Source organism: Rahnella sp. PD4 (assembly GCF_049199325.1).
GTDB lineage: Bacteria > Pseudomonadota > Gammaproteobacteria > Enterobacterales > Enterobacteriaceae > Rahnella > Rahnella perminowiae.
This window is the reverse complement of sequence record NZ_JBLZQF010000002.1, coordinates 18,298-45,044: the sequence shown is the minus strand read 5'-3', so window position 1 is coordinate 45,044 and position 26,747 is coordinate 18,298. Positions and strand designations below refer to the sequence as shown.

The following is a 26,747-nucleotide window of genomic DNA, read 5'->3' as shown; positions in this document are numbered from 1 at the left end:
TTTGGCTTAAAACTGCGCAAATTTTTACGATAAATTGCACTTTCAGGAACAAAATAAATTTTAAAAGTGTGATCTACATCACACTTTATTCAAAATTCGTCCACGGTAAGATTGTATGTATAAAGGAAACGGGGTTAGAGTTGCGTCGTAGTAAGATTATTCCTAATAATGTATGTAAAAGCGTTTCACTGAATGAGGCGCCATCACAGCAACGGACTCTGCCAGTACACCAAAACTAAAGTGTTTTTCGATTACTTAGCAGCCCAATTGTCACAATTAATTTAGTTTACATCAGGAACAACATTGTATTGGCGGTGAAGTAAATACCGCGGGGTAAATCTAATTGTCATCGTGAGATTTATTAATCAGCCAATGATCCAATTGTTTTGATAGTAAAAAATACTCCTGTCACGCCGGGTAAAACTCTTGCTGCATGGAATATGTCTATCAATCCGCCGTCTTAAAAAAACGGCATCGGTTACGGGGTAGAACAGAATGTCCGAATTGCTTAAGCACATATATGATATCAACCTGTCATATTTACTGTTGGCACAGCGTTTGATTAACGACGAAAAGGCCTCAGCGATGTTTCGCCTGGGGATCGACGACGTAATGGCAGACACCCTGAGACAGCTGACGCTGCCTCAGATGGTGAAGTTAGCTGAAACGAACCAGCTTTTATGTCAGTTCCGCTTTGATGACAGTAAGACAATTGAACGCTTGACCCAGGATTCGCGTGTGGATGACTTACAACAAATTCATACCGGTATCTTGTTGTCCAGCCACCTGCTGAAAGGTCTGGCTGCGAAAGACAGCGGCGCGATGAAGAAAAGGGCGTAGCTATGTCTGGTAAAGATGCGTCAACCAAACCGGCAGAAAAAAGCATTGTTCAGGAAGCGCGGGACATTCAGCTGGCGATGGAACTGATTACGCTGGGTGCCAGATTGCAGATGCTGGAAAGCGAAACGCAATTAAGTCGCGGCCGGCTGATAAAACTGTACAAAGAATTACGAGGAAGTCCTCCCCCGAAAGGCATGCTGCCGTTCTCTACTGACTGGTTCATGACCTGGGAACAAAATATCCATTCTTCCATGTTTTACAACGCTTACTCTTTCCTGCTAAAGAGCGGCCACTGTAATGGCGTGGAAGCCGTGATCAAGGCTTACCGTTTATATCTGGAACAGTGTCCTGAGCAGCCTGGTGAAGCGCCGATCCTCGCGCTGACACGTGCCTGGACATTAGTACGTTTTGTCGACAGCGGTATGTTGCAGCTTTCAGCGTGTAACTGCTGTGAAGGCTCATTTATTACCCATGCACACCAGCCCCGCCACGGGTTTGTTTGCAGTCTTTGCCAGCCCCCGTCCCGAGCAGTAAAAAAACGTAAACTTTCCCCGCAGGTTGCCGATATAACATCTCAAGAGCTGGACGAACAGGTCAAGCGCGCAGTTTGAGAGAGTTGGGTAGCAGTAAGTCGTTCTGAGCGGTGGCTACCACCGCTCATCAATTCCCCCCTGACATCTCAGTCATTCTTTGACCTCTTTTTTGCAAGTTCTGTGGCAAAAATGGGCCAGACACATGGCGCGCGCTTTACCTCGCCCTAAAACCACATCGAATTAAGGATTCATCGTGCTAGTGATAATAGGTTACATCGTGGTGTTGGGCTCAGTGTTCGGCGGTTTCATGCTCGTCGGCGGTGAACTGGGCGCGTTATACCAACCCGCAGAATTGCTCATCATTGGCGGTGCCGGTATCGGTGCCTTCTTCGTCGGTAATAACGGTAAAGCGATCAAATCCACAATGCGTGCGCTGCCTCAGCTGTTCCGCGCATCGAAATACAACAAAGCGTTGTATATGGATTTGATGGCGCTGCTTTACCGGGTATTAGCCAAATCACGTCAACAGGGGATGCTGTCGCTGGAAAATGACATCGACAATCCGGCCGAAAGTGACATTTTTGCTAATTATCCGCGCATCCTTGCCGATAAACATTTAGTCGAATATCTGACTGACTATCTGCGACTTATGGTCAGTGGCAACATGAACGCCTTTGAAATCGAAGCGCTCATGGACGAGGAAATCGAAACTTACGAGCACGAGAGTGAAGTGCCGGCGAACAGCCTGGCGCTGGTCGGTGACTCACTTCCGGCATTCGGTATCGTTGCTGCGGTCATGGGGATCGTACATACCCTGGCGGCGGCAGACCGTCCGGCTGCGGAACTCGGGGCGCTGATTGCCCATGCCATGGTCGGGACCTTCCTCGGTATCCTGCTGGCGTACGGTTTTATTTCTCCGCTGGCCAGCGTGTTACGCCAGAAGAGTGCTGAAAACGCCAAAATGATGCAGTGCATTAAGGTGACATTACTGTCGAGCATTAACGGTTATGCGCCGCAAATCGCCGTCGAATTTGGCCGTAAAACGTTGTACACCTCAGAGCGACCTTCCTTTATTGAACTGGAGGAGCACGTTCGCCAGGTCAAGTCGCCGGGTCAGAAACAAACTGAAGAAGAAAAAGTATGAAGCATCAAAGCCATCCAATCGTTGTTGTACGTAAGAAAAAGAATAAGCACGGCGGAGGGCATCACGGCGGTTCGTGGAAGATTGCTTACGCTGACTTTATGACAGCGATGATGGCTTTCTTCCTGGTGATGTGGCTGATTTCCATCTCCAGCCCTAAAGAACTGGTGCAAATTGCCGAATACTTCCGTACACCCCTTGCGGTGGCGATCACAGGCGGGCCACGCAGCAGCGACGCAACCAGCCCGATCCCGGGCGGCGGCGAAGACCCGACCGTGCAGGACGGTGAAGTGCATAAAATGGATCAGTCGCAGGGTGAAAGTAAGCGTGAATCGGATGATTTACAGCGGTTGCAGCAAAAGCTGGAAGATATGCTGGCGTCGGATCCGCGGCTAAAAGATTTACGTCCACACCTGATGATTAATCTGACCGAGCAGGGCTTGCGTATTCAGATTATTGATAGCAAAAACCGCCCGATGTTCCAGCTTGGCAGCGCGATTGTTGAGCCGTACATGCGCGATATCCTCAGGGCGATTGCGCCAGTGCTGGATGATTTTCCGAATAAAATTAGCCTGGCGGGCCATACCGATGATATGCCGTATGCCACGGGCGAACGCGGCTACAGCAACTGGGAACTGTCGACTGATCGCGCCAATGCTTCACGTCGCGAGATGGTAACAGGCGGCCTCAGTGAAGGAAAAGTCCTGCGGGTGATGGGCATGGGGTCTTCCATGCAGCTGAAAAATCATCCGGCAGGTGATGCTATCAACCGTCGTATCAGCATTTTGGTCCTGAACAAACATGCTGAAGAGGCGATTGAACGGGAAAACAGTGAGGGCGAGGCGATCACGATCAGTGACGCTGGCGAGCTGCAAAGACAAGTACAAGGCACACGAACAGTGCCGGCATTAGCACCACAAATGAGTCCGGCACCGGCAGCCCCGGCGTTAGCGCCACAGGCAAGCCCGGCACCGGCAACACCAGAGAAAGCACCATCAATACCCGGGATTGAGACGCAGACGCCAGTGACACCATCGGCAGGCGCTCAACCTGCGACGGCAGCTCCGGCTGCCGCGGCGGGCACGGCACCTGCGACACATTAACAAGCCGCGATTCACAGCAGAGGTGATCACGTGAGCATGGATATTACTGATTTTTATCAGACATTTTTTGATGAAGCAGACGAGTTGCTGGCGGACATGGAACAACATCTGTTGTTGCTTGATCCGCAAGCGCCTGACATTGAGCAACTGAATGCGATTTTCCGCGCAGCGCACTCAATCAAAGGCGGTGCAGCGACGTTTGGATTTACGGTTTTACAGGAAACGACTCACTTACTGGAAAACCTGCTCGACGGTGCTCGTCGCGCTGAAATGAGCCTGAGCACTGACATCATCAACCTGTTTCTGGAAACAAAAGACATTATGCAGGAGCAACTCGACGCCTATAAATCTTCCCGGGATCCTGACGCAGAAAGCTTTGAATATATCTGTGCGGCCCTGAGACAACTGGCCCTCGAAGCGCAACAGGCGCGTGAACCTGCGCCAGATCTTCACGCGGTTGAAGCACTGGCAGCAGCAGAAACTGCCGCGCCAGCGCCGGTAGCCGCGGCGGGCAAGGGCGATTTACGCGTGCGCCTTTCCGGCCTGAAAACTCAGGAAATTCCTGTGATGCTGGAAGAACTCGGCAATCTCGGGGAGATCAAAGATCCGGTTCAGACTGATGACAGTGTGGAAGCCACCCTGATCACTACAGTGACCGAAGACGACATTGTTGCGGTGCTGTGTTTTGTGCTGGAACCGGAACAAATCAGTTTCACACACGCGCCGGCGTCTGCACCTGCTGTCGCGGTAGCCGCTTCTGCGCCTGCTGTAGCGGAAGTTGCCGCCGCACCGGCGGTTGTCGCCCGTCAGGCTCCGGTACTGGTGGCTGTGCCGAACAGTGAACCGGCTAAAGCCCGTGCACCTAAAGCTCCGGAATCCACCAGCATCCGTGTTGCTGTTGAAAAAGTGGACCAGCTGATCAACCTGGTGGGCGAACTGGTGATCACCCAGTCCATGCTGGCGCAGCGTTCAGATTTATTGGATCCGGTAGTGCACAGCGACCTGCTCAACAGCATGGGTCAGCTCGAACGTAACGCCCGTGATTTGCAGGAATCGGTGATGTCGATTCGTATGATGCCGATGGAATTCGTGTTCAGCCGCTTCCCGCGTCTGGTACGTGACCTCGCCAGCAAACTGAATAAGCAAATTGAACTGACCCTGCTCGGCAGCTCGACCGAACTGGATAAGAGCCTGATCGAACGTATCATCGATCCGTTGACGCATCTGGTGCGCAACAGTCTCGATCACGGTGTGGAAACACCGGAAGTGCGTCTTGCCAACGGTAAAGAACCCACCGGTAACCTGACTCTGTCTGCTGAACACCAGGGCGGTAATATCTGCATCGAAGTGATCGACGATGGTGCCGGTCTGAACCGTGAACGTATTCTGGCCAAAGCGGCATCGCAGGGTATGAACGTCAGCGACAACATGAGCGATGAAGAAGTCGGCATGCTGATTTTTGCCGCCGGTTTCTCGACCGCAGAAAAAGTGACTGACGTTTCGGGCCGTGGCGTTGGCATGGACGTGGTGAAACGAAACATTCAGGAAATGGGGGGCCACGTTGAAATCCATTCTCAGCAGGGCAAAGGCACCACCATCCGTATTCTGTTGCCACTGACGCTGGCGATCCTTGACGGCATGTCAGTAAAAGTCGGTAAAGAAGTCTTCATTCTGCCACTGAACGCGGTGATGGAATCGCTGCAACCGCTGTCAGAAGATCTGCATCCGCTGGCCGGTGGTGAACGTGTTCTGCAGGTGCGTGGTGAATATCTGCCGCTGGTTGAGTTGTACAATGTCTTTGATGTTGAAGAGGCCAAAACCGAGGCAACACAGGGCATTGTGGTGATTTTGCAGAGTGCGGGACGTCGCTATGCATTGCTGGTGGATCAACTGATTGGTCAGCATCAGGTTGTGGTAAAAAACCTGGAAAGCAACTATCGCAAAGTACCGGGTATTTCCGCCGCCACCATTTTGGGTGACGGCAGTGTGGCGCTGATCGTGGACGTGTCGGCATTGCAGTCGCTGAACCGCGATAAGTTAGCAACAGGCGCCACCGCCGCATAACAAGCAAAGCTCCCGGCGACTATCAACGCCGCCGGTTGTGAAAAACTCAGGCCGATTTAAAGATAAAAGCAAAGGTGAACAACATGGCAGGACTTGCAACCGTGGCGAAAATTGCGGGCGAAACAGTAGGTCAGGAATTTCTGATCTTTACTTTAGGCGATGAAGAATATGGCATCGATATCCTCAAAGTGCAGGAAATCCGCGGATACGATCAGGTAACCCGTATTGCTAACACCCCGGCCTTTATTAAAGGTGTCACTAACCTGCGCGGTGTTATCGTGCCGATCCTCGACCTGCGCGTCAAATTCGCTCAGGAAGACGTGATTTATAATGAAAACACCGTGGTGATCGTACTGAACTTCGAAAACCGCGTTGTCGGGATCGTGGTTGACGGCGTGTCAGATGTCCTGTCGCTGAGCCAGGAGCAGATCCGCCCGGCACCGGAATTCGCCGTGACCATGTCGACTGAGTACCTGACCGGACTGGGTTCGCTCGGGGACCGTATGCTGATCCTGGTGGATATCGAGAAACTGCTGAGCAGTGAAGAAATGGCACTCGTTGATAGTGTGACGAAAATTTGATTTTCGTTTGTTAAGATCAAGGTCGTGGGCGCCGGCCCACACCGGGTTAAGGGGCGTAAACGCGCCCCTTAACAATCCTGCGTTTTTTCACTGCGCGCTGTCGCAGGTACGACGGACATGTTTCGCGGCTTCTGTGTGTGGCGCAAAATCTTGTCGCGTTGCGATGCCTTCTCTCGGTCCTGAAGCCCCCGGTCTTCAGGCCGCTCCGTTCAGCAAGATTTTTGAGCACGCCAGTCCCGACCGAATAAAAACCCCGTTCTGATTCTCTCGCAAAATCAAATGCGGAAGGGTGTTGTCTTGTTCCTTCCCCTGAGAAGGGGAAAGCCGGGATGGGGTATTAATGGCATCTCTGCAACTCACTGCAAATTCTAAAAACTCCCTGGAAGCAGTATCCCATTCCCGCGATTTGCCCATTTTTAATGTGTGGATATACAGTTATTGTCTCCTCGCTGCGGCAAAATCCGCAGTCAGGTGTAGGAACCTGAACCCTCATGGCGGATGTTTTAATTTCGCCATCGCTTTGTATTACCGGCAAAAAACGAATTATTATCGTATATTGTTTTTGGTAACTCGGGCGGGGCAGCTTTCGGGCTGGTCGGAGAGGGTAACCGATATTCCTACCCCTGCCTGAGTTACCACCTTGAGTGTAGGAACTTAAGTGGTAGCGTGATACGCAATCTAATATTAGGTTCTAATCAAATGGATATTACTCTCACAAACAACACACCCCCCGATTCATGGACACTCACCGATCGCTGCCGGTTACTGGCAAATGCGCTGGTGAATCCGCAAAACAAAGGTGCGCAGGACAGGCTTTGTATGATGCTGCACAACCAGCTCGAATGCCTTGAGGCGTCCTTATCGCAACCCATCCCGGAGCACCGGAAAGATTTAGGCATACCGCTGGACGACGGCTTATTTGATTACGCCGAGCTTGAGCCCGATGAACTTTGCGATCAGTGCATGGCGCTGAACTTCACACTGATGACGCTGCAAGACAGAAAGATAAAAGAGATTATCGCGTTTATCCTGTGGGAACGTTTCGAAATGCTGCGCTGCTCGCTGTATGCCTCCACGGAGGAAGCCGCATGAACAAAGACTGGCATCAGGCCGATATTATTGCGGCCATTAAAAAGAAGGGCACCACGATGGCGGCAGTTTCACGCCGTGCGGGGTTGTGTTCCTCAACGCTCTCGAATGCGCTGACCCGCAAATGGCCGAAAGGTGAAAGGCTGATCGCCGAAGCCATCGGCGTAAAAGCCGAAACCATCTGGCCGAGCCGCTACACCGAAATAACATACAACTGAGATCAGCTCCCTCCCCTGCAAAGGGGAGGGTTGGGGTATTAATGGCATCTTCGAACTAACCCTCTTTTTTCCACTTTCGCTAACCCATTGATTTTACTTAATCACTCAGATCATCAAAAAAAGAGGGTATTTTTGCCCAAACAGGCATAATCTTTTGCAGTTCAAAGGATAAACCTGAAAACGCAACAGTTCACTGCCGCACAGGCAGCTTAGAAAACCAATATGGATGCGCCATGGACAGCTAAAGAGTTCACTGCCGTACAGGCAGCTTAGAAAGTCAGTGTGTAACGATCAGGATTATCAGGCCGCTCTCGCGGCAGTGATTGATGGTTATCGCTCTGAACATGGCTTTGTCACGCTGGCGGCCCGTTATGCAGAAAACCTTGCTAACGGGCGTTTCCTCTGGCGTAACCGGATTGGCGCGCAAGGCATTGCCGTTCATGTTACGCATAATACGCAGTGCTGGGAATTTGAGGCGGACAAATTCAACCTGCGTCAGTTCAGCCAGCCAACCGGTGATCTGGCTGAACTGGCGGCTGTCATTGAGGAGGGGCTGAGTGCAGTGGCAACAGTGCCGTGGTTTTGAGGCGATGGCCAGGGGCAGGCCCAACGTTGCGGGCCCCCCGTTCATCCCGGCAGACTTCTTTCGGCTGATTCCTTGCGCCACATTGTCGGTGTCATCCCAAGCCGCTGGCGGAAGTGATGGCGCAGGGTTTCGGGTGATCCAAAACCGGCCTGTTCGGCGACGCGGTCAATGCTTAATGTGCCGTTTTCCAGCAGTGCGCAGGCTTTTTCCAGCCGCACGTTCAGCATCCATTCGCCCGGTGTGGTACCGGTCGCATCATGGAAACGGCGCAGAAAGGTGCGGCGGCTCATTCCGGCTTGCGCGGCGAGCTGATCAATCACCAGCGGCGTATTAAGGTGGCCGCGTAAGTCATCGAGCAACGGGGCGAGCGTTTTTGTCTGTTGCCGCGGTACCGGTTGGCGGATCAACTGAGCCTGATTGCCTTCGCGCAGGGGCGGAGTCACCATGCGGCGCGCCGTACGGTTAGCGACTTCAATACCATAATCACGACGGATCAGATGCAGACACACGTCGACCCCCGCCGCACCTCCGGCAGAAGTAATGATGTTGCCTTCATCGACATAAATCATGCCATGCTCCACCTGCACGTCAGGGAATTTCTTCGCCAGTGCATCGGTGCTGTTCCAGTGCGCCGTCGCCCGTTTACCGTCCAGCAAACCCGCAGCGGCCAGCACGAAACTTCCTGCGCAGATCGACACAATTCGTGTCCCGTTATGGTGAGCCTTTTGCAGTGCAGCCATCAGCCGGTCAGAAGCCGGTTCATGTATGCTTCGCCAGCCGGGAATGACAATTGTGCCGGCGTCTTCCAGCAGTTCCAGCCCGCCGTCCACCATCAGCCGCACGCCGCCTTGTGCGCCGAAAGTTCCTTCTTCGACCGATGCGACGGATAACGCGTACAACGGTTCGCCTGTAAGTTCATCGGCACGTCCAAAGGCTTCGACGGCAATCCCGAACTCGAAAGTGCACAGACACTCATAAGCCAGCAATACCAGTCGCCGGTTGGGCGCAGCGGGATAACGCGGAGAACACATCAGTGGCAGATCAACTTTTTGCATAACAGGATAACCATCAGGTTGGCATAATCTTGACGATACATGGCACACAGGCAGATTTCTACTCTGCCGCCAATCTTCCATGCTAAGCCTCTCTTATCCCCGCAGGATTTAAGCATGAAAAACACACTCGCCCTGATGGCCGTTTGTCTGGCCGCCCTGATGTCGGGGCTGGAAATTTCCAGTGTCCCCGTCTTATCACCGGTACTCGAACGGGAACTGCATACCAGCTTCCGCGAGCTTCAGTGGATCATGAACGCTTATACGCTCGCCTGCACCACGGTACTGATGGCGATCGGTACGCTGGCAGACCGGTATGGTCGTAAGCGTGTTTTTATCATCAGTATTGCTGCGTTCGGACTGACCTCGCTGATGTGTGGTCTCGCGGGAAGCGCACAATGGCTTATCGCAGGCCGTTTTCTTCAGGGACTGAGCGGCGGTGCCATGCTGACCTGTCTGATTGCCATTCTTTCAACGCAGTTTCCGCAAGGGAAAGCGCGCAGTCAGGCGTTTGCCGCCTGGGGAATTACGTTTGGTTTCGGATTAGGCTTCGGCCCGATCATCGGCGGCTCGCTGGTCGCCTGGCTGAGCTGGCGATGGGTGTTTCTGGTTCACGTGTTTATCGCCGTCCTGACCCTGATACTGGCGCTGAAAAACGTGATGGAATCCCGTGATGAACAGGCTAAAAAACTGGATCTTGGCGGTCTGATAACCCTTTCGGTGACAGTTATGGGTGCGACCTTTCTCATTACTCAGGGCGGCAGCCTGGGCTGGAGCAGCGTCACAGCCGGTGTTGTTTTGCTGGCAACTGCCGTCAGCGCGGTCATGTTCATCCGGATTGAAAAATACCATCCACATCCGATGTTTGATTTTTCGGTCTTCCGCGTCCGGGCATTTTCTGGTGCGCTGATGGGATCGGTCGGGATGAATTTCAGCTTCTGGCCGTTGATGATTTACCTGCCCGTGTATTATCAGGGCGCGCTGGGTTATGGCAGTGTCGCCACCGGCACCGCATTGCTGGCTTATACGTTACCCACGTTGCTGATGCCGCCGCTCGGTGAAAAACTGACGGCACGTTTTGGCGCGTCACGCGTGATCCCGCTGGGATTATTCACCCTGGGCGCAGGGTTTATGCTGATGCAAATCGCGGTCCTTCATCACCTGAGCTTATTGCCGGGCGCGTTGCTGGCAGGTATCGCGCTGGGGCTGACCAATACGCCTGTCACCAATACCACAACCGGCTCCGTTGCGCCAAACCGTGCGGGAATGGCCTCGGGCATTGATATCAGTGCCCGGCTGATTACGCTGACGATTAACATTGCGCTGATGGGAATCCTGCTTGTGACGGGAATTACCGCCAGCCTGAAAGAATTAATGCCTGCTGAAAGGGATCTCTCTTTGCTGGCAGAGCGTATCGCAGGTGGATCAGTCATTGAAACCCTGCAAAGCGGGCAGGTTGCACAGGCGCTGACGCAAGGATTCGCCGGTATTCTGATCTATGGCGCGGCTGGCGTCTGGGTACTGGCGCTCCTCAGTTATTGGCTTTTTAACGACAAGGGGCGGCGTAAAACAGTGACTTGCGAGCCGTCCTGAGTTTACAAATCAGCGTTGCATATCATGCAGCGCATTTTTGCGTGATGCCTTCCATTTGCCTGAAAAATAACCACTTTCTCTGTGCGTCTTCTGACTGAATATGGCGTGATAGCACTGCGGGACGGGGCTTCACGGAAAGAGTCGTGATGCAAAATGATAATTTGATTAAGTACGACATCTGGCGTACATTGAGGCCTCATGAGTTTCAGAGAGATCAAATGGAAGGTGATTGAATGTTTGAAGAATGGAAATATTGAATTTGAGGCAAGACGCGGGATTCAGCTTAAGAATTTGTTAAGTACGGGTGACATCTCGCCCTTTGAAGTGGCTGCCTTAATCGGCAGGGCATCCGGAGATAATTATCAGGTTCGCCCCTACCATTTTGACAGCAGTATTGATGTCCACATCATCACCGTCAGTAGTGCCGGAGTACCCTGGTACATCAAGTGGTATTTTACAGAGCCCACCAGTGTTTTTATCAGCGTTCATCATTAAGGAAGAATATGATTATTTATAAAGTCGGGGACGAGAAAAAGGCGATGTGTGGCGTGTGTGAGGCTTTTCGCATTGTCAGCTATCAGCTGCGCGATGTGCCGTTTGATGACGGCAGCGGTATGGTGAAAAATATCATCGCGGGAGTGTGTAAAACCTGTGACAGCGTTGCGGTGATCCCTTATCAGTCTGTGCCTGCCATCAAAAAGCAGTTGCAGAGACAACGCAAAGCCGTGGAAACCCGTGTGCCTGCGCACATGATTGATCTGTTAAATATGGCGAGTGCAGAGTTGGGGGCAACCCCTGATTTTGTGCCTTTACTGCTGAAGTATTACATTCATCAACTGGCATCAAACCCGGAAGCCGCCCTGCATCTGGTGACCTTGCTGACGTCAGAGCTGGCGACCGGTCTGGCTAATAAGCGCCTTTCCCTGAAAGGGCGGGAAATCGGTAATGATATTGAAAAGCTCAAAACCCTTTCCCAAATCGATAACACCACAGAATTACTTAAAGGTGTGGTGCTGATGATTCATCACGACCTTCTGATAAATCCGGATGCCCAACGCATCGCAGTGTTAAAGAGTTTTGTCGCCACCGTCGCCTGATATCCTTCCCCCCCCGAAAAAATCCGATCCCGATCACATAAAGTTCCTGTTTCCCCTGCCGATAACTGTTCCAGATAATTCTCATTTGAAAAGGAACAACATGTTTAACCGTATGAAAGTGGTCACGGGCATCGTGATCTTACTGGTGGTCTTCGGTGCTTTACAGTTGGTATCCGGCGGCCTGTTCTTTAAATCGTTAAAGACTGACAAAGATAATTTCACCACTTCTCAGCAAATCCGTTTACAGCAGGCAGAGTTTAATGCCAGCTGGATTTATCTTCTGCAAACCCGTAACACCCTCAACCGCGCGGGTATCCGCTTTATGCTCGACGCAAACCAGATGGGCAGCGGTGCAACGGTCAAAGAACTGATTGATACCGCAACCAAAGATCTGCAAATCGCCGATCAGCACTTTGCCAGTTATCAAAAAATCCCGGTCGATGCCAGCCAGAATCCGCAATTTGCCGCCGATGCCAAAAAGCAATATCAGGTGCTGCATGATGCGCTTTCGGAACTGATTGAGCTGATTGGTCTGGGGCGTATTAATGACTTCTTCGAACAACCGACGCAGCAGTATCAGGATAACTTCGAAAAAGCGTTCGTCACCTATATCGATCAGAACGACCGTTTGTATAACGATGCGGTGAAGGTCAGTGAGAACTCCTTCACGCATGCTATGTGGATGCTGGGTTCTGTGTTGATTGTGCTGGCAATTTTCATTCTGCTGGCCTGGACGGGCGTGCAACGCATCCTGATCCATCCGCTGAAAAATATCGTCGATACCATACGTAAAATTGCAACCGGTGATCTGACGCACGAAATAGTCGTGAAAAGCCGTAATGAAATCGGCCAGCTTGCCGATAGTCTCAAGTACATGCAGGACGAACTGATCCGCACGGTCTCAGGCGTACGTCACGGCGCTGATGCCATTTACAGCGGCGCAAGCGAAATCTCCGCAGGCAACAGCGATTTATCGTCACGTACGGAACAGCAGGCGTCTGCGCTGGAAGAAACCGCTGCCAGCATGGAACAACTGACCGCGACCGTGAAACAGAACGCGGAAAACGCCCGTCAGGCCAGCCAGCTGGCACTGAGCGCGTCCGAAACCGCACAGAAGGGCGGGAAAGTGGTGGCAAACGTGGTCGATACCATGAATGACATCGCCAGCAGCTCGAAAAAGATCACTGACATTACCGGTGTGATCGACGGGATTGCTTTCCAGACCAACATTCTGGCGTTAAACGCCGCCGTTGAAGCGGCGCGTGCGGGCGAGCAGGGCCGCGGATTTGCGGTTGTGGCCGGTGAAGTCCGTACCCTGGCGCAGCGCAGCGCGCAGGCAGCAAAAGAAATTAAAGGGCTGATTGATGATTCTGTCAGCCGCATTAATACCGGTTCAGTGCTGGCGGAAAGTGCCGGCGAAACCATGCATGACATGGTGAATGCCGTCACCCGTGTGACTGACATTATGGGCGAAATCACCTCGGCATCCGATGAACAAAGCCGCGGGATTGAGCAGGTCGCACAGGCTATCACTGAAATGGATCGGGTGACGCAGCAGAACGCTTCACTGGTTGAAGAGTCCGCGTCCGCTTCGGCGGCGCTGGAAGAGCAGGCGAGCCTGCTGACGCAATCAGTGGCCGTGTTTACGCTGAGTCAGACCACAAATAACAACGTGCGCCAGAACCCGGCTTCTTCGGGCAGACTGCCTCTGTTGACTCCGAACCTGTCAGGTTCTAAGGCCGGTAACGGTGGAGCGCAGGGGGCAGATTTAACCGAAAACTGGGAAACTTTCTAAGTACGTATATGACATCGCAACCCGAAATAATCAGGTTTGCCGTTAACGCAAATGCAGACCTGAGTATGCAGGGTATAAGAATAAAGGTGCCGGTCTGGGCTGGCACCTAATGAGGTTATCCATGTTTAAGCACATCCGTGTGTCCACCTGCATGTTTCTGTTATTGATAGTGTTCTTTGTTATGCAACTGGTTAACAGCGGGTTATCGCTGCACGCCGCCCACACGGATAAATTGAATTTTGAGCAGATATCCAACACCGCTGAACAGCGTGATGCGCTCAGCCAGTCCTGGTCATATCTGTTGCAGACCCGTAATACCCTTAACCGCGCGGCAACGCGTCTGGCGCTGAAACAGCCCCAGGAAAATATCACTCAGCTGATGTCAGATGCCAAAGCCAGCCTGAAAAAAGCAGAAGAGGCTTACGCTGCGTTTCTGGCTCTGCCACGCAGAACAGAAAAAGCCGTTGCGCTGACCGCCGTGAACAAAGCGAGCTATCAGCAACTGCACGATATGTTGCAGACACTGACTGATCTGCTGTCCGCCGGCGACATGAATGGTTTTCTGAACGGTCCGGCGCAAAAGTACCAGGATCAGTTCCAGAAAGATGTGGGTGATTACACCGATTACGTCGGCGCCCGCTTCCGTGAAGCGCAAATGCAAACGGCGGCGTCTTACCAGAATGTCATGATCAACACCTCCGTCGTACTGGTGCTGCTGATTGCCCTGACGGCACTGGCGCTGGTTGTGACCCGCCGCATTCTGTTTACACCGCTGACCATTATGCGCGGACATTTCGACCGCATCGGAGCCGGTGATATTTCATCCCCCATCATTGCGCAAGGGCGTTACGAAATTAAAGTCATGCTGGAAAGCCTGCAACAGATGCAAACGTCGCTGGCAGAAACCGTGCGTACCGTGCGTCATGGCGCGGACACCATGTTCTCCGGCCTGAAAGGGATTGCGGCGGGCAACACCGATTTATCTTCACGCACTGAACAGCAGGCGTCGGCGCTGGAAGAAACCGCAGCGAGCATGGAACAGCTGACCGCCACCGTGAAACAGAATGCCGAAAATGCCCGGCAGGCCTCGCAGCTGGCGCGTGATGCGTCGAATACGGCTGAAAAGGGCGGTGAACTGACCAGCAATGTGGTGAAAACCATGAATGACATCGCTGGCAGTTCGAAGAAAATCAGTGCGATCACCAGCGTCATTGATGGCATTGCATTCCAGACCAACATACTGGCCCTGAACGCCGCAGTCGAAGCGGCACGTGCCGGTGAACAGGGGCGTGGATTTGCGGTCGTGGCCGGCGAGGTGCGGAGTCTGGCACAGCGCAGCGCACAGGCGGCGAAAGAAATTAAAGCGCTGATAGATGAATCTGTCAGCCGCGTCAGTCAGGGTTCCCAACTGGTGGAATCTGCCGGAAATACCATGGATGACATTGTTCGGGCTGTTACCCGCGTCACCGACATTATGGGTGAAATCGCTTCGGCGTCTGATGAACAAAGTCGCGGTATCGAACAGGTATCGATTGCCGTAACTCAAATGGATCAGGTGACACAGCAAAACGCCACACTGGTTCAGCAGGCCGCTTCTTCCACACATGCGCTGGAAATCGAGTCTGAAAATCTGACCCGTGCGGTATCAGTATTCCGACTGTCCTCCGCGGACAGTGCCTTACGCCGCAGCGGACAGGCTCCGGGCTTTACGCCCCGCCAGGTGGCACAGCCTGCGTTACTTCCGACCACCGCACGTGCGGCATCGGCAGATAACTGGGAAACCTTCTGACATCGGATGAAGAGTGAATTGGGTACCCGTTACACCACCTGTCCATTTAATGGAGCTGCACCATGAATCAACCAGGCTCGCCAATGAGTGCTGATAACACCTCGATCATGGCACAGATGATCCAGCGTTTACCGCTGTCTGATACCCATTTCCGCCGGATCAGCGAGCTGATTTATCAGCGCGCGGGTATTGTGCTGGCGGATCACAAACGCGAAATGGTCTACAACCGCCTGGTCCGGCGGTTGCGGATACTCGGGCTGAATGATTTCACCAGCTATATGGCGCTGCTGGAAAACGACAGCAATAGCCCGGAATGGCAGGCGTTTATCAACGCACTGACCACCAATCTGACGGCATTTTTCCGCGAAGCGCATCACTTCCCGATCCTGGCGGAACATGCCCGTTCGCGTCCGAATAATTACAGCGTCTGGAGTACGGCGGCCTCAACGGGCGAAGAACCGTATTCCATCGCCATGACGCTGAGTGAAGCGCTGGGGCCGAAAATGGCAAGCTGCCGTATTCAGGCCAGTGACATTGACACCCAGGTGCTGGAAAAAGCCACCGCCGGGGTTTACCGCCTCGAAGAGCTGCGAACCCTCAGCCCGCAGCAGTTACAGAAATTTTTCCTCAAAGGCACAGGCCCGCACAGCGGCCTGGTGCGTGTGCGCCCTGAACTGGCGCAGATGGTGGCTTTCCAGCAGCTGAATCTGCTGGCAAACCAGTGGCAGCTTAACGGTCCGTTTGATGCAATTTTCTGCCGCAATGTGATGATTTATTTCGATAAAGAAACGCAGGAGAAAATTTTACGCCGATTTGTTCCGTTACTTAAACCGGGGGGCCTGATGTTTGCCGGACACTCCGAAAACTTCAGCCAAATCAGCCGGGAATTTTATTTGCGCGGTCAGACTGTCTATGGCCTCGCCAAGGAGAGGTAATGAATAAAATCAGAGTGTTGAGCGTCGATGACTCGGCGTTAATGCGTCAGCTGATGACTGAAATCATCAACAGCCATCCGGATATGGAAATGGTGGCGACCGCCCCCGATCCGCTGGTGGCGCGTGATCTCATTAAAAAATTCAACCCGGACGTGCTGACGCTGGATGTTGAAATGCCGCGCATGGACGGCCTGGATTTCCTGGAAAAGCTGATGCGTCTGCGTCCGATGCCAGTGGTGATGGTGTCTTCACTGACCGGTAAAGGCTCGGAAATTACCTTGCGTGCACTGGAACTTGGCGCGATTGACTTTGTGACCAAACCGCAACTGGGGATCCGCGAAGGCATGCTGGCCTACAGCGAGATGATTGCCGATAAAATCCGTACCGCCTCCAAAGCGCGTCTGAACAAAAGCGTCAATCTTGATCAGCCGCGCATTCTCAGCCATACACCGCTGCTGAGCAGTGAAAAGCTGATTGCCATCGGCTCATCGACGGGCGGTACAGAAGCTATCCGTCACGTGCTGCAGCCGCTGCCGCCGACCTGTCCGGCGCTGATGATCACTCAGCATATGCCACCGGGTTTCACCCGTTCTTTCGCCGATCGTCTGAACAAGTTATGTCAGATTACGGTGAAAGAAGCCGAAGACGGTGAACGTGTTCTGCCGGGCCATGCCTATATCGCACCCGGTGACAGACACATGGAACTGGCGCGCAGTGGCGCTAACTATCAGGTTAAGTTGAACGACGGTCCGGCGGTGAACCGCCATCGTCCGTCGGTCGACGTTTTATTCCGTTCGGTGGCGCAGTTTGCCGGACGCAATGCCGTCGGGGTGATCCTGACGGGAATGGGCAATGACGGCGCCGCCGGCATGCTTGAGATGCACCGCGCCGGGGCTTACACCCTTGCACAAAACGAAGCCAGTTGTGTGGTATTTGGTATGCCTCGTGAGGCTATCGCCACGGGTGGCGTAAACGAAGTGGTGGATCTGAGCCAAATCAGCCAGCGGATGCTGGCGCAAATATCAGCCGGTCAGGCATTACGTATTTAATTTTTCAGCCTTGTGCTGGGTAGCAAACCTTAGGAGTAGATAAAACATGGCCGATCCAAATCTGAGATTTCTGGTAGTAGACGATTTCTCTACCATGCGTCGTATCGTGCGCAACCTGCTAAAAGAGCTGGGCTTCAACAATGTTGAAGAAGCGGAAGACGGAGTTGATGCACTGAACAAACTGCGCGCCGGGGGTTTTGACTTTGTGGTATCCGACTGGAACATGCCCAACATGGACGGTCTGGATTTGCTGAAAACCATCCGTGCTGACGGTGCGCTGTCCAAACTGCCGGTGCTGATGGTGACCGCAGAAGCGAAGAAAGAAAACATCGTTGCCGCCGCACAGGCCGGGGCCAGTGGTTATGTGGTTAAACCCTTTACCGCCGCCACGCTGGAAGAAAAACTGGGCAAAATCTTCGAAAAACTGGGCATGTAGGAGTCCGTATATGGCAGAGATACCAATGCCTGCAAATGATGCAGCAACCGCGGGCGATATTATCGCCCGCATTGGGCAACTGACCCGTATGTTGCGTGACAGCATGCGTGAACTTGGCCTGGATCAGGCCATTGCTCAGGCAGCCGAAGCGATCCCGGATGCCCGCGATCGTCTCGATTATGTGGTCACCATGACCGCTCAGGCGGCTGAACGTGCCCTGAACTGTGTGGAGGCCGCGCAGCCGCGCCAGAATAAACTTGAATCTGCCGCGAAGAAACTCGATAAGCGTTGGGATGAATGGTTTGAAAATCCGATTGAACTCTCGGATGCCCGCGAGCTGGTCACTGACACCCGCAGCTATCTGAAAGAAATCCCTGAGCACACCAGTTTCACCAATGCTCAGCTGATGGAAATCATGATGGCGCAGGACTTCCAGGATCTGACCGGTCAGGTGATCAAACGTATGATGACCGTGGTACAGGAAATCGAAAATCAGCTGTTAATGGTGCTGATGGAAAATATTCCTGAACAACAGGTTAAAGCGAAACGTGAAAACGACAGCCTGCTGAACGGCCCGCAACTCGATTCCAACGGTGTCGGTGTGGTGGCCTCACAAGAACAGGTAGACGATCTGCTGGACTCATTAGGTTTTTAATGTGTCTGCCAGTCCGCCATAAACACCCTTCCGTATCGCACTGAGGGGTGTTTTCCTTATCTGGAATTTTTTTACATAAATTCATCTGCTGAATAGCCGCCATTTTTCCTCTCTAATTCACCCATCAGACTGCGCCGCTTTTGTCATGCTATCCCTGCGTCATTGAATCTGTGCCCGTGGTGTTTTACATGCCGGGTAAACCCTGACAGGAACCGCCGGTGGCTGAAGAAAGCGATCTCGAAAAAACAGAAGCTCCCACATCGCACCGGCTTGAAAAAGCGCGTGAAGAAGGGCAGATACCGCGCTCGCGCGAACTAACCTCCATTTTGATGCTGGGGGGCGGCTTAACGCTGTTGTGGATGTCCGGTGAGTCTATGGCACGGCAACTTGGCGTGATGATTTCGCAAGGTCTCAAGTTTGATCACGGCATGGTCAGCGATGACCGGCAGGTGTTACAGCAGATGGCGACGCTGCTGGGGCGCGCGGTCTGGGCGTTACTGCCGGTGATCGGCGGCCTGATTTTGATCGCACTCGCCGCGCCGCTGTTACTCGGCGGCCTGATGTTCAGCGGCAAATCTTTTGCGCCCAAGTTCAGCCGTATGGATCCGATTGCCGGATTTAAGCGTTTATTTTCCGCTCAGGTACTGGCGGAGTTGCTGAAAGCTATCCTGAAGGCGTTGCTGGTCGGTACCGTCGCCGGGATTTATCTGTGGCATAAATGGCCGGACATGATGAGGCTGATGGCACAACCGACCATTCCGGCACTCGGTGAAGCGCTGAATATGGTGGTGTTTTGCGGCCTGATGGTGGTGCTTGGATTAACGCCGATGGTCGGTTTTGACGTGTTCTGGCAGATCTGGAGCAACCTGAAAAAGCTGCGCATGAGCAAGCAGGATATCCGCGACGAGCATAAAAGTCAGGAAGGTGACCCGCATGTCAAAGGACGTATCCGCCAGCAGCAACGTGCGATGGCCAAGCGTCGTATGATGGCCGATGTGCCAAAAGCGGATGTCATCGTCACCAACCCGACACATTACGCTGTGGCACTGCAATACAGTGAAAATAAAATGAGTGCACCGAAAGTCCTGGCGAAAGGCGCAGGGGAAGTGGCACTGCGCATCAGGGAACTCGGTGCCGAACATAAAATTCCGATGCTGGAGGCACCGCCTCTGGCGCGTGCGCTTTACCGGCACAGTGAAATTGGTCAGCAAATTCCGGCGACGCTCTATGCCGCCGTGGCTGAAGTTCTGGCCTGGGTGTATCAGCTGAAACGCTGGAAGCGTGAAGGCGGACTGATCCCGAAAAAACCTCAACATTTGCCGGTCCCTGAGGGGCTGGATTTTGCAGCAGGAGAGAGTGATACCCATGGCTAATCTGGCCGAGATACTGCGTTTACCCGCCAACTTTAAGTCCGGACAATGGCAGGTACTGGCAGGACCCATTCTTATCCTGATCATCCTGTCGATGATGGTGCTGCCGTTGCCGCCATTCATCCTTGATCTGCTGTTCACCTTTAACATTGCGCTGTCCATCATGGTGTTGCTGGTGGCGATGTTTACCCAGCGCACGCTGGATTTCGCGGCATTTCCCACCATTTTGCTGTTTTCAACGTTATTACGTCTGTCGCTGAACGTTGCCTCAACCCGTGTGATCCTGCTGGAAGGGCACACCGGCGGCGCGGCAGCGGGCCGGGTGATTGAAGCCTTCGGCCACTTCCTGGTCGGCGGTAACTTCGCCATCGGTATTGTGGTGTTTATCATCCTGGTGCTGATCAACTTTATGGTTATTACCAAAGGTGCCGGGCGTATTGCTGAAGTCGGTGCGCGTTTCGTGCTCGACGGTATGCCAGGTAAACAGATGGCGATTGACGCGGATCTGAACGCCGGTCTGATTGGCGAAGATGAAGCGAAAAAACGCCGCAGCGAAGTGACGCAGGAAGCCGACTTCTACGGTTCAATGGACGGTGCGAGTAAATTTGTGCGAGGTGACGCGGTTGCCGGTCTGATGATCATGATCATCAACGTCGTCGGCGGCCTGCTGGTCGGTGTATTGCAACACGGGATGGATCTTGGCCATGCGGCTGAAAGTTATACCCTGCTGACCATCGGTGACGGCCTGGTCGCGCAGATCCCCGCGCTGGTTATCTCCACGGCGGCCGGTGTTATCGTCACCCGCGTCGGCACCAACGAAGACGTGGGCGAGCAGATGGTTACCCAGCTGTTCCGCAATCCGCGCGTCATGATGCTGAGTGCCGGTGTTCTGGGTTTGCTCGGTATGGTGCCCGGCATGCCAAACTTCGTTTTCCTGATGTTCACAGCCGGGTTGTTGGCGCTGGCATGGTGGACTCGCGGTCAGGAGCAGAAAAAACCATCCACTGCAGAGGCCGCACCGGCCGTGGCAGACAGCGGTAAACAAATGGTAGAAGCCAGCTGGCAGGACGTTCAGCTTGAAGATCCGCTGGGTATGGAAGTGGGCTACCGTCTGATCCCGATGGTGGACTTTGCCCAAAACGGCGAGCTGCTGGGGCGTATCCGCAGCATCCGCAAAAAATTCGCGCAGGAGATGGGCTATCTGCCGCCGGTAATTCATATCCGCGATAACCTTGAACTGCCGCCGGCGGGCTACCGTATTCTGATGAAAGGTGTGGAAATCGGCACCGGTACGGCGCATCCCGGCCGCTGGATGGCGATCAACCCGGGCAGCGCGATAGGCGAACTGCCGGGCGAACCGACGGTTGATCCGGCATTCGGGCTGGCGGCGTTCTGGATTGAACCGGCTATGCGCGAGCAGGCACAAATTCAGGGCTATACCGTGGTGGAAGCCAGTACCGTCGTCGCCACACACCTGAACCACCTGATCAGTTTGCACGCCAAAGAACTGTTTGGCCGTCAGGAAACGCAGGAGCTGATGGAGCGCGTCACCAAAGAAATGCCGAAGCTGACGGATGATTTCATTCCGGGCATCATTTCGCTGACCAACATGCACAAAGTGTTGCAGAACCTGTTATCTGAACGCGTTTCGATCCGCGATATGCGCACCATCGTTGAAACACTGGCGGAATACGCGCCGAACCAGCCGGATCCTAACGAACTGACCTCCGTGGTGCGTGTTGCGCTCGGCAGGGCTATCACGCAGCAATGGTTCCCGGGCAATGGCGAAGTGCAGGTTATCGGGCTGGATACCTCCCTGGAACGCCTGTTATTACAGGCGCTGCAAAGCGGTGGTGGTCTGGAACCCGGTCTGGCTGACCGCCTGCTGACCCAGTCCGAGGCCGCATTACAGCGTCAGGATATGCTCAGCGCGCCGCCGGTTCTGCTGGTGAATCACGCGCTGCGTCCGCTGCTGTCCCGTTTCCTGCGCCGTTCACTGCCAAATATCGTCGTGATGTCGAATCTGGAAATGACCGACAGCCGCCAGATTCGCATGACGGCCACCATCGGCGGTGAATAAGATGTACCGCGCCGCACTGTGGTTACTGACCGCACTGAGCCTGCCAGCGCTTGCCGCGTCCGGCACATGGTCAGATACGCAGCGCGGTGTGGTATTGCAAAACCGTGGCGTGATGATGTCATCGGGTGCATTAGCCCCGCCGGCCTCCGCGCCCGTGCGCAGTTCAGGCTCCGCCACCATCACAACGCTAAGCTGGAAATACGAAGTGCTCGGCGCAAGACCCGCCGGTCTGCAGGTAAAACTCTGCAACACCCTGAATCACTGCGTGAGTCTGGAAGCCGAAGGCGGGGTGACAAAATCGTTTTACGGCCAGACCGCCACTTCGCCATTAAGGTTTGTTTACTTTGTTCCCGGCGGTGGCGCGATGAATACGCCGCTGCGGGTGATGAGTAATCAGGTGATCGTGAACTATCGCTAAATCGCCGGTTTTCCTCCCTTGCATCCCCCACGCTATTCTACTCCGCGCTGTCGCCGGTTCGACGGACATGCTCTGTTACCGCTATGGGTGGCGTAAAATGTCATCGCTCCGCGATTCCCGAATTTCAGCCTGCGAGCCTCGGGTCTCGCACCCTTGATTTGGTGCCATTTTTGAGCATGCCAGTGGGCATTTTTAAAGACACATCTGCATATTTCTATAGTGCTGATATTTTCCGGCAGCGTTACGGAGTTAACAAAAGGGAGCCGGTAAACGTGTAAAATATTTCCCTGTTTGCAGGAAGAGAAAAATGCTTAACAGGGAGATTGACTTTATGGCGTCTGTACCACTATCAAACCCGGGTTCCAATATTGTCAGTGATCATATGAGGGAAGCCCGACAACATGGAATGTCTCGCAATATGGCGACAGCCTGGACGTATTATTGGTTTTATCAAAAGGTTAGAAATGGTGGCCCATGGGACTATGAAATGATATTCATATTGATGATAAAAATCGCGTAACAGTTAATTACAGCGGGCGATTCATAAATATGGCGAGTGGTGTAGATCAGGTGACATTTGAAATACAGAGATAAAACCTCAGATAATAAAAACCGCCATGTGCGGTTTTTTAATGCAACCCCTAAAAACCTTCCGGAAGCCGTCTCCCATTCTCAATGTTTGCTCATTTTATCGGTATGGATACACAGTTGATATTTCCCCGCTGCGGCAATATCCACAACCGGGATTTGCAACGCATTGGCAGTAGGGGTTCAAGATGCTGCGGGCGCTTTCAGAAAGCTTGCCGAGTGAGAGTTTCGAGACGTAAGGCTCGAACACCGAAATGAGGGAACCGCGGAGCGGCAAGATTCCGCGCCTTTCACGGTGGCATCTGAAACATAGCCAGCATCAAACATGGCAAGGTTTGAAAACCGCCCCCGTTTCGGTTTAAACCGAGATCTTGCGTACGGTTTGCCCCGAAACGGTTTCCTGCCCGTTCGGCCCGTAGAATTTCTGCGTCTGACTGGCGTTAAGGATCGCCAGCGCTTCGGTGTTATAGGCAATCTGCTTGCCCAGTAACATGCCGTTGTGACGGTTAATCTGACTCAGTTTAGTGGTCAGTTGCACCACATCTTTCCACATCGCGGAGATTTCCGGCTGTCGGGAATAGGGGGCTGTTTGCCTGAGGCGCTCGTCATGCTGACGACGCTGTTTATCAAGATAGTCTACCGTGGCTAACAATGAACTTTTCTGCTCGGTTATATGCTGCAAGGCTGCACCATTCACGCGTCCTGAGCACAGTATCGTCTGTTCGTGATTAATCACCTGATCCAGCGCTTGCAACGTTTCAACCAAGGTAGTCATGGTCTTGATAAAATTCTTCATCGGGCCTTATTACCTTCCAACTTTTTGTCTTTACACTGATATTTTCAGCTTAAAGACCTTTGAGATAATCCTGCGTGTCCTGTAACAAAGCATCAGCAATTTTGCCGGTATCCATCGTCAGTTTACCGTCGCGGATAGCTTGTTTCAGTTCGTCGACACGTGCCGTGTTGATGTCCTGTGCACTTGACTGCGTCAGAGACGCTTGCGCTGAACTCAGTGTCACCGCCGTACCGCTGGTGGTGGTGCCAGAAACAGACTGTTCTTTACGCGCGTTCTGTACTGACGCTTCAGACGGCTCGCGCTGCTGGATCGGGGTTAAAGGTGAGACACCTTGAGTACGATCGATAGCCATAAATTTCTTCTCCAGTATGAGGACTCAGGGTTTAGAAAATCTCATGAAAACCCTAAAAATGCCGTCACGGGACGACTCTGATACGTTTGTTATCGACATGTGGCGCAATAACTTTAACCTTTATTGCAGCTTTTTGTAGAGCTACGGCTGCATTTAGGATTATATCGTCACTGTCACAGACCCATCTGAGCCTACCGTCCCGTTCACAATTGCACCTGACGGCATTCTGATCCGCACTGATTCATTCGCTGCAGCATTGTTCATCGCCTTACCGGCGCTTGATACATTAAAACCACTGCCTGTTGCCTGAACCTGAACTTCCTGCCCCGCGTGAACCATCCACGGCCGGCGCAACATCGATAACGTCAACGGTTGCCCGATGCTGATATTGCGCAGCGTGATGCCATTCACAGCCTGCTGACTGTCGAGAATGACCTTCGGCGGCAACAGATCCAGTCGCCCGGTTTTTTGTTGCATATCTGTTTGTGCCAGGTGAGAGCCTGCCGGTACGTTCTTTGCCGCGATCCAGTAAGTGCCGCTGACCTGCACTTTAGTTTGTACGTAACTTTTCTGACCGTTGCAGTTCACCGCCACGGAGACATTGCCCCAGGTGCGACTGTTCGGTGAAAGCATAAATTGTGGTGATAAACATTGTGGCTGGCGCGCAGCCGGGGTGTTTACGACAACGGTCACCTGCATCCCGCTGTCGGCATATTGCTGCCGGAAGAACTGCTGAATTTGCGAGGACAACAGTGTATCGCTATTGGATGAGGCCGGCACGCTTTTGACGGGCAAAGGCTGGGCATAGCTCATCGCACCAGACATTACACCTATCAGGATGCAACCCAGCGTAATGCCTGAACGACGGATTTTCAGCATATTCATTCGCGTTTTACCTTTGTGCCAGCCTACTACTGCCGACAAGTCTACGCTCACTTTGATATTCCTAAAGGGACAAATAGCGCCCGATTTCATGCTTATTCAGACGATAGCCAGTTGACACTCGCATTTATGCTGTCGACTCCAAAATCTCACTTTGCGGAGGGCGCATGCTCGACAAACTGAACGCCGCACTACAGTTCCAACAGGAAGCGCTCAACCTGCGCGCCCAGCGGCAAGAAATTCTTTCAGCCAATATCGCAAACGCCGATACCCCGGGGTATCAGGCTCGCGATATCGATTTTGCCAGTCAGTTACAAAAGGTGATGGAGCAGGGGCGTGCGAGTGGCAGCGGCATTTCTTTGTCTCTGACGTCTGACCGCCATATCGCGGCGTCCAACGTTCAACCTGCTGATATGGATCTGATGTACCGGATCCCGGACCAGCCATCGGCAGATGGCAACACGGTCGATATGGATCGTGAACGTACCAATTTTGCGGATAACAGCGTGCGCTATCAGACCGATTTGACCGTTCTCGGCGGCCAGATCAAAGGGATGATGTCGGTGCTGCAAGGATAATAGCCCATGTCAATGCTTGGTATTTTTGATATCGCCGGTTCTGCGCTGGCCGCGCAGTCTCAGCGTCTGAACGTCAGTGCCAGTAACATGGCCAACGCCGACAGTGTCACCGGCCCGGATGGTAAGCCATATAAAGCAAAGCAAGTTGTTTTCCAGGTGGATGCTGCACCGGGTCAGGAAACCGGCGGCGTGAAAGTGGCGCAGGTGGTGGATGACCCGGCACCGATGCGCATGGTGTATGAGCCGGGTAATCCGATGGCGGATGCAAAAGGCTATGTGCAGATGCCAAACGTAGATGTGGTCAGCGAAATGGTGAACACCATCTCCGCTTCCCGCAGTTATCAGGCTAACGTCGAAGTGCTTAACACCACTAAGTCGTTAATGATGAAAACCCTGACTCTGGGGCAATAGCGGAGCGAATCATGGCAATTACCACGTCAATTAATGACACCACTGATAACACGACGATCAGCAGTACCAGCTCCGGCGGCTCGTCTACGAAGGGAACCAGTTCAGCGGATGATCTGTCCAGCAGTTTCCTGACCCTGCTGGTCGCCCAGCTGAAAAACCAGGATCCCACCAATCCGATGGATAACAGTCAGCTGACCAGTCAGTTGGCACAAATCAGCACGGTCAGCGGGATTGAAAAACTCAATACCACGCTGGGCAGCATTTCCGGGCAAATCACCAGTGGTTCATCGGTTCAGGCCAGTTCGTTGATCGGCCACGGCGTGATGGTGTCCGGCAGCGCAATTCTGGTCGGCAGCGACACTGACGGCACGGTCAGCACCACGCCATTCGGATTTGAGCTGGAAACGGCCTCTGATACCACCACCGCCACGGTCAGTGATTCCACCGGTAAAGTGGTGAAAACCATTACGCTGGGCGCACAGACTGCCGGCGTGCACAGCTATACCTGGGACGGTACACAGGACGATGGCACCAAAGCACCGAATGGCAGTTACAGCTTTAGCATCAATGCCCTGAAAAATAATCAGCAAATGGTGGCAACACCGCTGAATTATGCGCTGGTCAATGGTGTGACGACAGATTCATCCGGGAATACCGCGTTGGATCTGGGCGTGCGTGGAACCGCGAAAGTTGATTCTGTACGCCAGATTTTGTAA

General features: G+C 53.2%; 27 protein-coding genes and 1 pseudogene. 24 read left to right on the top strand and 4 right to left on the bottom strand.

The genetic code is table 11. The features are described from left to right. Positions 1–495 precede the first annotated feature (495 nt). The 9 genes and pseudogenes from flhD to ACOZIO_RS04920 all read left to right on the top strand — a co-directional run. Positions 496–840, top strand: a complete 345-nt coding sequence (gene flhD, locus ACOZIO_RS04960; protein WP_129952695.1) for a flagellar transcriptional regulator FlhD — start codon at positions 496–498, stop codon at positions 838–840. 2 nt (positions 841–842) lie between these two features. Continuing rightward, positions 843–1,451, top strand: a complete 609-nt coding sequence (flhC, locus tag ACOZIO_RS04955) for a flagellar transcriptional regulator FlhC (RefSeq protein ID WP_101078668.1) — start codon at positions 843–845, stop codon at positions 1,449–1,451. A 175-nt stretch (positions 1,452–1,626) separates the two neighbouring features. After that, positions 1,627–2,517: a flagellar motor stator protein MotA gene (motA, locus tag ACOZIO_RS04950; RefSeq protein ID WP_047609299.1), complete on the top strand. Its 891-nt coding sequence runs from the start codon at positions 1,627–1,629 to the stop codon at positions 2,515–2,517. Then, a complete protein-coding gene (gene motB / locus ACOZIO_RS04945) occupies positions 2,514–3,617 on the top strand; it encodes a flagellar motor protein MotB (protein ID WP_129952696.1) in 1,104 nt (367 codons plus the stop codon). Before motA ends, motB begins: the two co-directional genes overlap by 4 nt. 30 nt (positions 3,618–3,647) lie before the next feature. Further along, the gene (gene cheA, locus ACOZIO_RS04940) at positions 3,648–5,681 is read left to right on the top strand and encodes a chemotaxis protein CheA (protein WP_217219482.1); all 2,034 of its coding nucleotides are present in this window, start codon (positions 3,648–3,650) and stop codon (positions 5,679–5,681) included. Between the two features lie 83 nt (positions 5,682–5,764). Further along, positions 5,765–6,262, top strand: coding sequence for a chemotaxis protein CheW (gene cheW / locus ACOZIO_RS04935; RefSeq protein WP_129952698.1), 498 nt, complete (start codon positions 5,765–5,767; stop codon positions 6,260–6,262). 699 nt (positions 6,263–6,961) lie between these two features. Next, complete coding sequence (locus tag ACOZIO_RS04930) at positions 6,962–7,354, top strand: hypothetical protein (RefSeq protein ID WP_217137744.1); 393 nt, start codon at positions 6,962–6,964, stop codon at positions 7,352–7,354. Beyond that, positions 7,351–7,569 (top strand): helix-turn-helix domain-containing protein, encoded by a 219-nt coding sequence (locus tag ACOZIO_RS04925; protein ID WP_129991874.1) that lies wholly within the window; start codon positions 7,351–7,353, stop codon positions 7,567–7,569. Before ACOZIO_RS04930 ends, ACOZIO_RS04925 begins: the two co-directional genes overlap by 4 nt. Before the next feature lie 277 nt (positions 7,570–7,846). Next, a pseudogene (locus tag ACOZIO_RS04920) lies at positions 7,847–8,128 on the top strand (type I-F CRISPR-associated protein Cas7f/Csy3); the annotation flags it as partial. Between the two features lie 68 nt (positions 8,129–8,196). Here the strand turns inward: ACOZIO_RS04920 and ACOZIO_RS04915 are convergent. Beyond that, entirely contained in the window at positions 8,197–9,210 is a 1,014-nt protein-coding gene (locus tag ACOZIO_RS04915; RefSeq protein WP_129952745.1) for a helix-turn-helix domain-containing protein, read from the bottom strand. 114 nt (positions 9,211–9,324) lie between these two features. On the opposite strand from ACOZIO_RS04915, the gene ACOZIO_RS04910 reads away from it, so the two are divergent. From ACOZIO_RS04910 to ACOZIO_RS04855, 12 genes are all read left to right on the top strand, one after another. Then, positions 9,325–10,800 (top strand): MFS transporter, encoded by a 1,476-nt coding sequence (locus ACOZIO_RS04910; protein ID WP_129952746.1) that lies wholly within the window; start codon positions 9,325–9,327, stop codon positions 10,798–10,800. 198 nt (positions 10,801–10,998) lie between these two features. Further along, positions 10,999–11,295: a hypothetical protein gene (locus ACOZIO_RS04905; protein WP_037034842.1), complete on the top strand. Its 297-nt coding sequence runs from the start codon at positions 10,999–11,001 to the stop codon at positions 11,293–11,295. Positions 11,296–11,303: 8 nt separating this feature from the next. Further along, on the top strand, positions 11,304–11,897 hold the full coding sequence (locus ACOZIO_RS04900; protein ID WP_129952747.1) for a hypothetical protein: 594 nt from the start codon (positions 11,304–11,306) through the stop codon (positions 11,895–11,897). A 100-nt stretch (positions 11,898–11,997) separates the two neighbouring features. Then, a complete protein-coding gene (locus ACOZIO_RS04895) occupies positions 11,998–13,692 on the top strand; it encodes a methyl-accepting chemotaxis protein (RefSeq protein ID WP_129952748.1) in 1,695 nt (564 codons plus the stop codon). A gap of 121 nt (positions 13,693–13,813) precedes the next feature. Continuing rightward, positions 13,814–15,481, top strand: a complete 1,668-nt coding sequence (locus ACOZIO_RS04890) for a methyl-accepting chemotaxis protein (RefSeq protein WP_421595017.1) — start codon at positions 13,814–13,816, stop codon at positions 15,479–15,481. 62 nt (positions 15,482–15,543) lie between these two features. Then, on the top strand, positions 15,544–16,416 hold the full coding sequence (cheR, locus tag ACOZIO_RS04885; protein ID WP_129952750.1) for a protein-glutamate O-methyltransferase CheR: 873 nt from the start codon (positions 15,544–15,546) through the stop codon (positions 16,414–16,416). After that, positions 16,416–17,465 carry a protein-glutamate methylesterase/protein-glutamine glutaminase gene (locus ACOZIO_RS04880; protein WP_129952751.1) on the top strand — a complete coding sequence of 350 codons (1,050 nt, stop codon included), beginning with the start codon at positions 16,416–16,418 and terminating at the stop codon, positions 17,463–17,465. The genes cheR and ACOZIO_RS04880 overlap by 1 nt, the downstream gene beginning before the upstream one ends. A 46-nt stretch (positions 17,466–17,511) precedes the next feature. Further along, positions 17,512–17,901, top strand: coding sequence for a chemotaxis response regulator CheY (gene cheY, locus ACOZIO_RS04875; protein ID WP_095922326.1), 390 nt, complete (start codon positions 17,512–17,514; stop codon positions 17,899–17,901). Between the two features lie 10 nt (positions 17,902–17,911). Continuing rightward, positions 17,912–18,556, top strand: coding sequence for a protein phosphatase CheZ (cheZ, locus tag ACOZIO_RS04870; RefSeq protein WP_129952752.1), 645 nt, complete (start codon positions 17,912–17,914; stop codon positions 18,554–18,556). Positions 18,557–18,774: 218 nt separating this feature from the next. Then, on the top strand, positions 18,775–19,929 hold the full coding sequence (flhB, locus tag ACOZIO_RS04865; RefSeq protein ID WP_129952753.1) for a flagellar biosynthesis protein FlhB: 1,155 nt from the start codon (positions 18,775–18,777) through the stop codon (positions 19,927–19,929). After that, positions 19,922–22,006 carry a flagellar biosynthesis protein FlhA gene (gene flhA / locus ACOZIO_RS04860; protein WP_129952754.1) on the top strand — a complete coding sequence of 695 codons (2,085 nt, stop codon included), beginning with the start codon at positions 19,922–19,924 and terminating at the stop codon, positions 22,004–22,006. Before flhB ends, flhA begins: the two co-directional genes overlap by 8 nt. Before the next feature lies 1 nt (position 22,007). Further along, entirely contained in the window at positions 22,008–22,424 is a 417-nt protein-coding gene (locus tag ACOZIO_RS04855) for a flagellar protein FlhE (protein WP_129952755.1), read from the top strand. Positions 22,425–23,370: 946 nt separating this feature from the next. Here ACOZIO_RS04855 and ACOZIO_RS04850 read toward each other — a convergent pair. The 3 genes from ACOZIO_RS04850 to flgA all read right to left on the bottom strand — a co-directional run bounded on the left by ACOZIO_RS04850 (position 23,371) and on the right by flgA (position 25,096). After that, entirely contained in the window at positions 23,371–23,808 is a 438-nt protein-coding gene (locus tag ACOZIO_RS04850; RefSeq protein ID WP_129952756.1) for a flagella synthesis protein FlgN, read from the bottom strand. Positions 23,809–23,857: 49 nt separating this feature from the next. Then, positions 23,858–24,160 (bottom strand): flagellar biosynthesis anti-sigma factor FlgM, encoded by a 303-nt coding sequence (gene flgM / locus ACOZIO_RS04845; RefSeq protein WP_129952757.1) that lies wholly within the window; start codon positions 24,158–24,160, stop codon positions 23,858–23,860. 159 nt (positions 24,161–24,319) lie between these two features. After that, positions 24,320–25,096, bottom strand: a complete 777-nt coding sequence (gene flgA / locus ACOZIO_RS04840) for a flagellar basal body P-ring formation chaperone FlgA (protein WP_129991815.1) — start codon at positions 25,094–25,096, stop codon at positions 24,320–24,322. Positions 25,097–25,209: 113 nt separating this feature from the next. Here flgA and flgB point away from each other — a divergent pair, with 113 nt between their 5' ends. From flgB to flgD, 3 genes are read left to right on the top strand one after another with little or no spacing between them, the layout of a single operon-like run. After that, positions 25,210–25,620, top strand: a complete 411-nt coding sequence (gene flgB, locus ACOZIO_RS04835) for a flagellar basal body rod protein FlgB (protein ID WP_129952759.1) — start codon at positions 25,210–25,212, stop codon at positions 25,618–25,620. 6 nt (positions 25,621–25,626) lie between these two features. Further along, on the top strand, positions 25,627–26,031 hold the full coding sequence (flgC, locus tag ACOZIO_RS04830) for a flagellar basal body rod protein FlgC (protein ID WP_013575164.1): 405 nt from the start codon (positions 25,627–25,629) through the stop codon (positions 26,029–26,031). Between the two features lie 11 nt (positions 26,032–26,042). Then, the gene (flgD, locus tag ACOZIO_RS04825; protein ID WP_129952760.1) at positions 26,043–26,747 is read left to right on the top strand and encodes a flagellar hook assembly protein FlgD; all 705 of its coding nucleotides are present in this window, start codon (positions 26,043–26,045) and stop codon (positions 26,745–26,747) included.

Excerpts from the sequence above, each read along its gene's own strand:
- ACOZIO_RS04905 (WP_037034842.1), top strand. The coding sequence starts at position 10,999 with ATGAGTTTCAGAGAGATCAAATGGAAGGTGATTGAATGTTTGAAGAAT.
- flgC (WP_013575164.1), top strand. The coding sequence starts at position 25,627 with ATGTCAATGCTTGGTATTTTTGATATCGCCGGTTCTGCGCTGGCCGCG.
- cheY (WP_095922326.1), top strand. The coding sequence starts at position 17,512 with ATGGCCGATCCAAATCTGAGATTTCTGGTAGTAGACGATTTCTCTACC.
- cheW (WP_129952698.1), top strand. The coding sequence starts at position 5,765 with ATGGCAGGACTTGCAACCGTGGCGAAAATTGCGGGCGAAACAGTAGGT.
- cheR (WP_129952750.1), top strand. The coding sequence starts at position 15,544 with ATGAATCAACCAGGCTCGCCAATGAGTGCTGATAACACCTCGATCATG.
- ACOZIO_RS04880 (WP_129952751.1), top strand. The coding sequence starts at position 16,416 with ATGAATAAAATCAGAGTGTTGAGCGTCGATGACTCGGCGTTAATGCGT.
- flgB (WP_129952759.1), top strand. The coding sequence starts at position 25,210 with ATGCTCGACAAACTGAACGCCGCACTACAGTTCCAACAGGAAGCGCTC.
- ACOZIO_RS04850 (WP_129952756.1), bottom strand. The coding sequence starts at position 23,808 with ATGAAGAATTTTATCAAGACCATGACTACCTTGGTTGAAACGTTGCAA.
- ACOZIO_RS04895 (WP_129952748.1), top strand. The coding sequence starts at position 11,998 with ATGTTTAACCGTATGAAAGTGGTCACGGGCATCGTGATCTTACTGGTG.
- cheZ (WP_129952752.1), top strand. The coding sequence starts at position 17,912 with ATGGCAGAGATACCAATGCCTGCAAATGATGCAGCAACCGCGGGCGAT.
- flhC (WP_101078668.1), top strand. The coding sequence starts at position 843 with ATGTCTGGTAAAGATGCGTCAACCAAACCGGCAGAAAAAAGCATTGTT.
- flhA (WP_129952754.1), top strand. The coding sequence starts at position 19,922 with ATGGCTAATCTGGCCGAGATACTGCGTTTACCCGCCAACTTTAAGTCC.
- ACOZIO_RS04900 (WP_129952747.1), top strand. The coding sequence starts at position 11,304 with ATGATTATTTATAAAGTCGGGGACGAGAAAAAGGCGATGTGTGGCGTG.
- ACOZIO_RS04910 (WP_129952746.1), top strand. The coding sequence starts at position 9,325 with ATGAAAAACACACTCGCCCTGATGGCCGTTTGTCTGGCCGCCCTGATG.
- motB (WP_129952696.1), top strand. The coding sequence starts at position 2,514 with ATGAAGCATCAAAGCCATCCAATCGTTGTTGTACGTAAGAAAAAGAAT.
- ACOZIO_RS04855 (WP_129952755.1), top strand. The coding sequence starts at position 22,008 with ATGTACCGCGCCGCACTGTGGTTACTGACCGCACTGAGCCTGCCAGCG.
- ACOZIO_RS04925 (WP_129991874.1), top strand. The coding sequence starts at position 7,351 with ATGAACAAAGACTGGCATCAGGCCGATATTATTGCGGCCATTAAAAAG.
- flgM (WP_129952757.1), bottom strand. The coding sequence starts at position 24,160 with ATGGCTATCGATCGTACTCAAGGTGTCTCACCTTTAACCCCGATCCAG.
- ACOZIO_RS04930 (WP_217137744.1), top strand. The coding sequence starts at position 6,962 with ATGGATATTACTCTCACAAACAACACACCCCCCGATTCATGGACACTC.
- ACOZIO_RS04890 (WP_421595017.1), top strand. The coding sequence starts at position 13,814 with ATGTTTAAGCACATCCGTGTGTCCACCTGCATGTTTCTGTTATTGATA.
- flhD (WP_129952695.1), top strand. The coding sequence starts at position 496 with ATGTCCGAATTGCTTAAGCACATATATGATATCAACCTGTCATATTTA.
- ACOZIO_RS04915 (WP_129952745.1), bottom strand. The coding sequence starts at position 9,210 with ATGCAAAAAGTTGATCTGCCACTGATGTGTTCTCCGCGTTATCCCGCT.
- flgD (WP_129952760.1), top strand. The coding sequence starts at position 26,043 with ATGGCAATTACCACGTCAATTAATGACACCACTGATAACACGACGATC.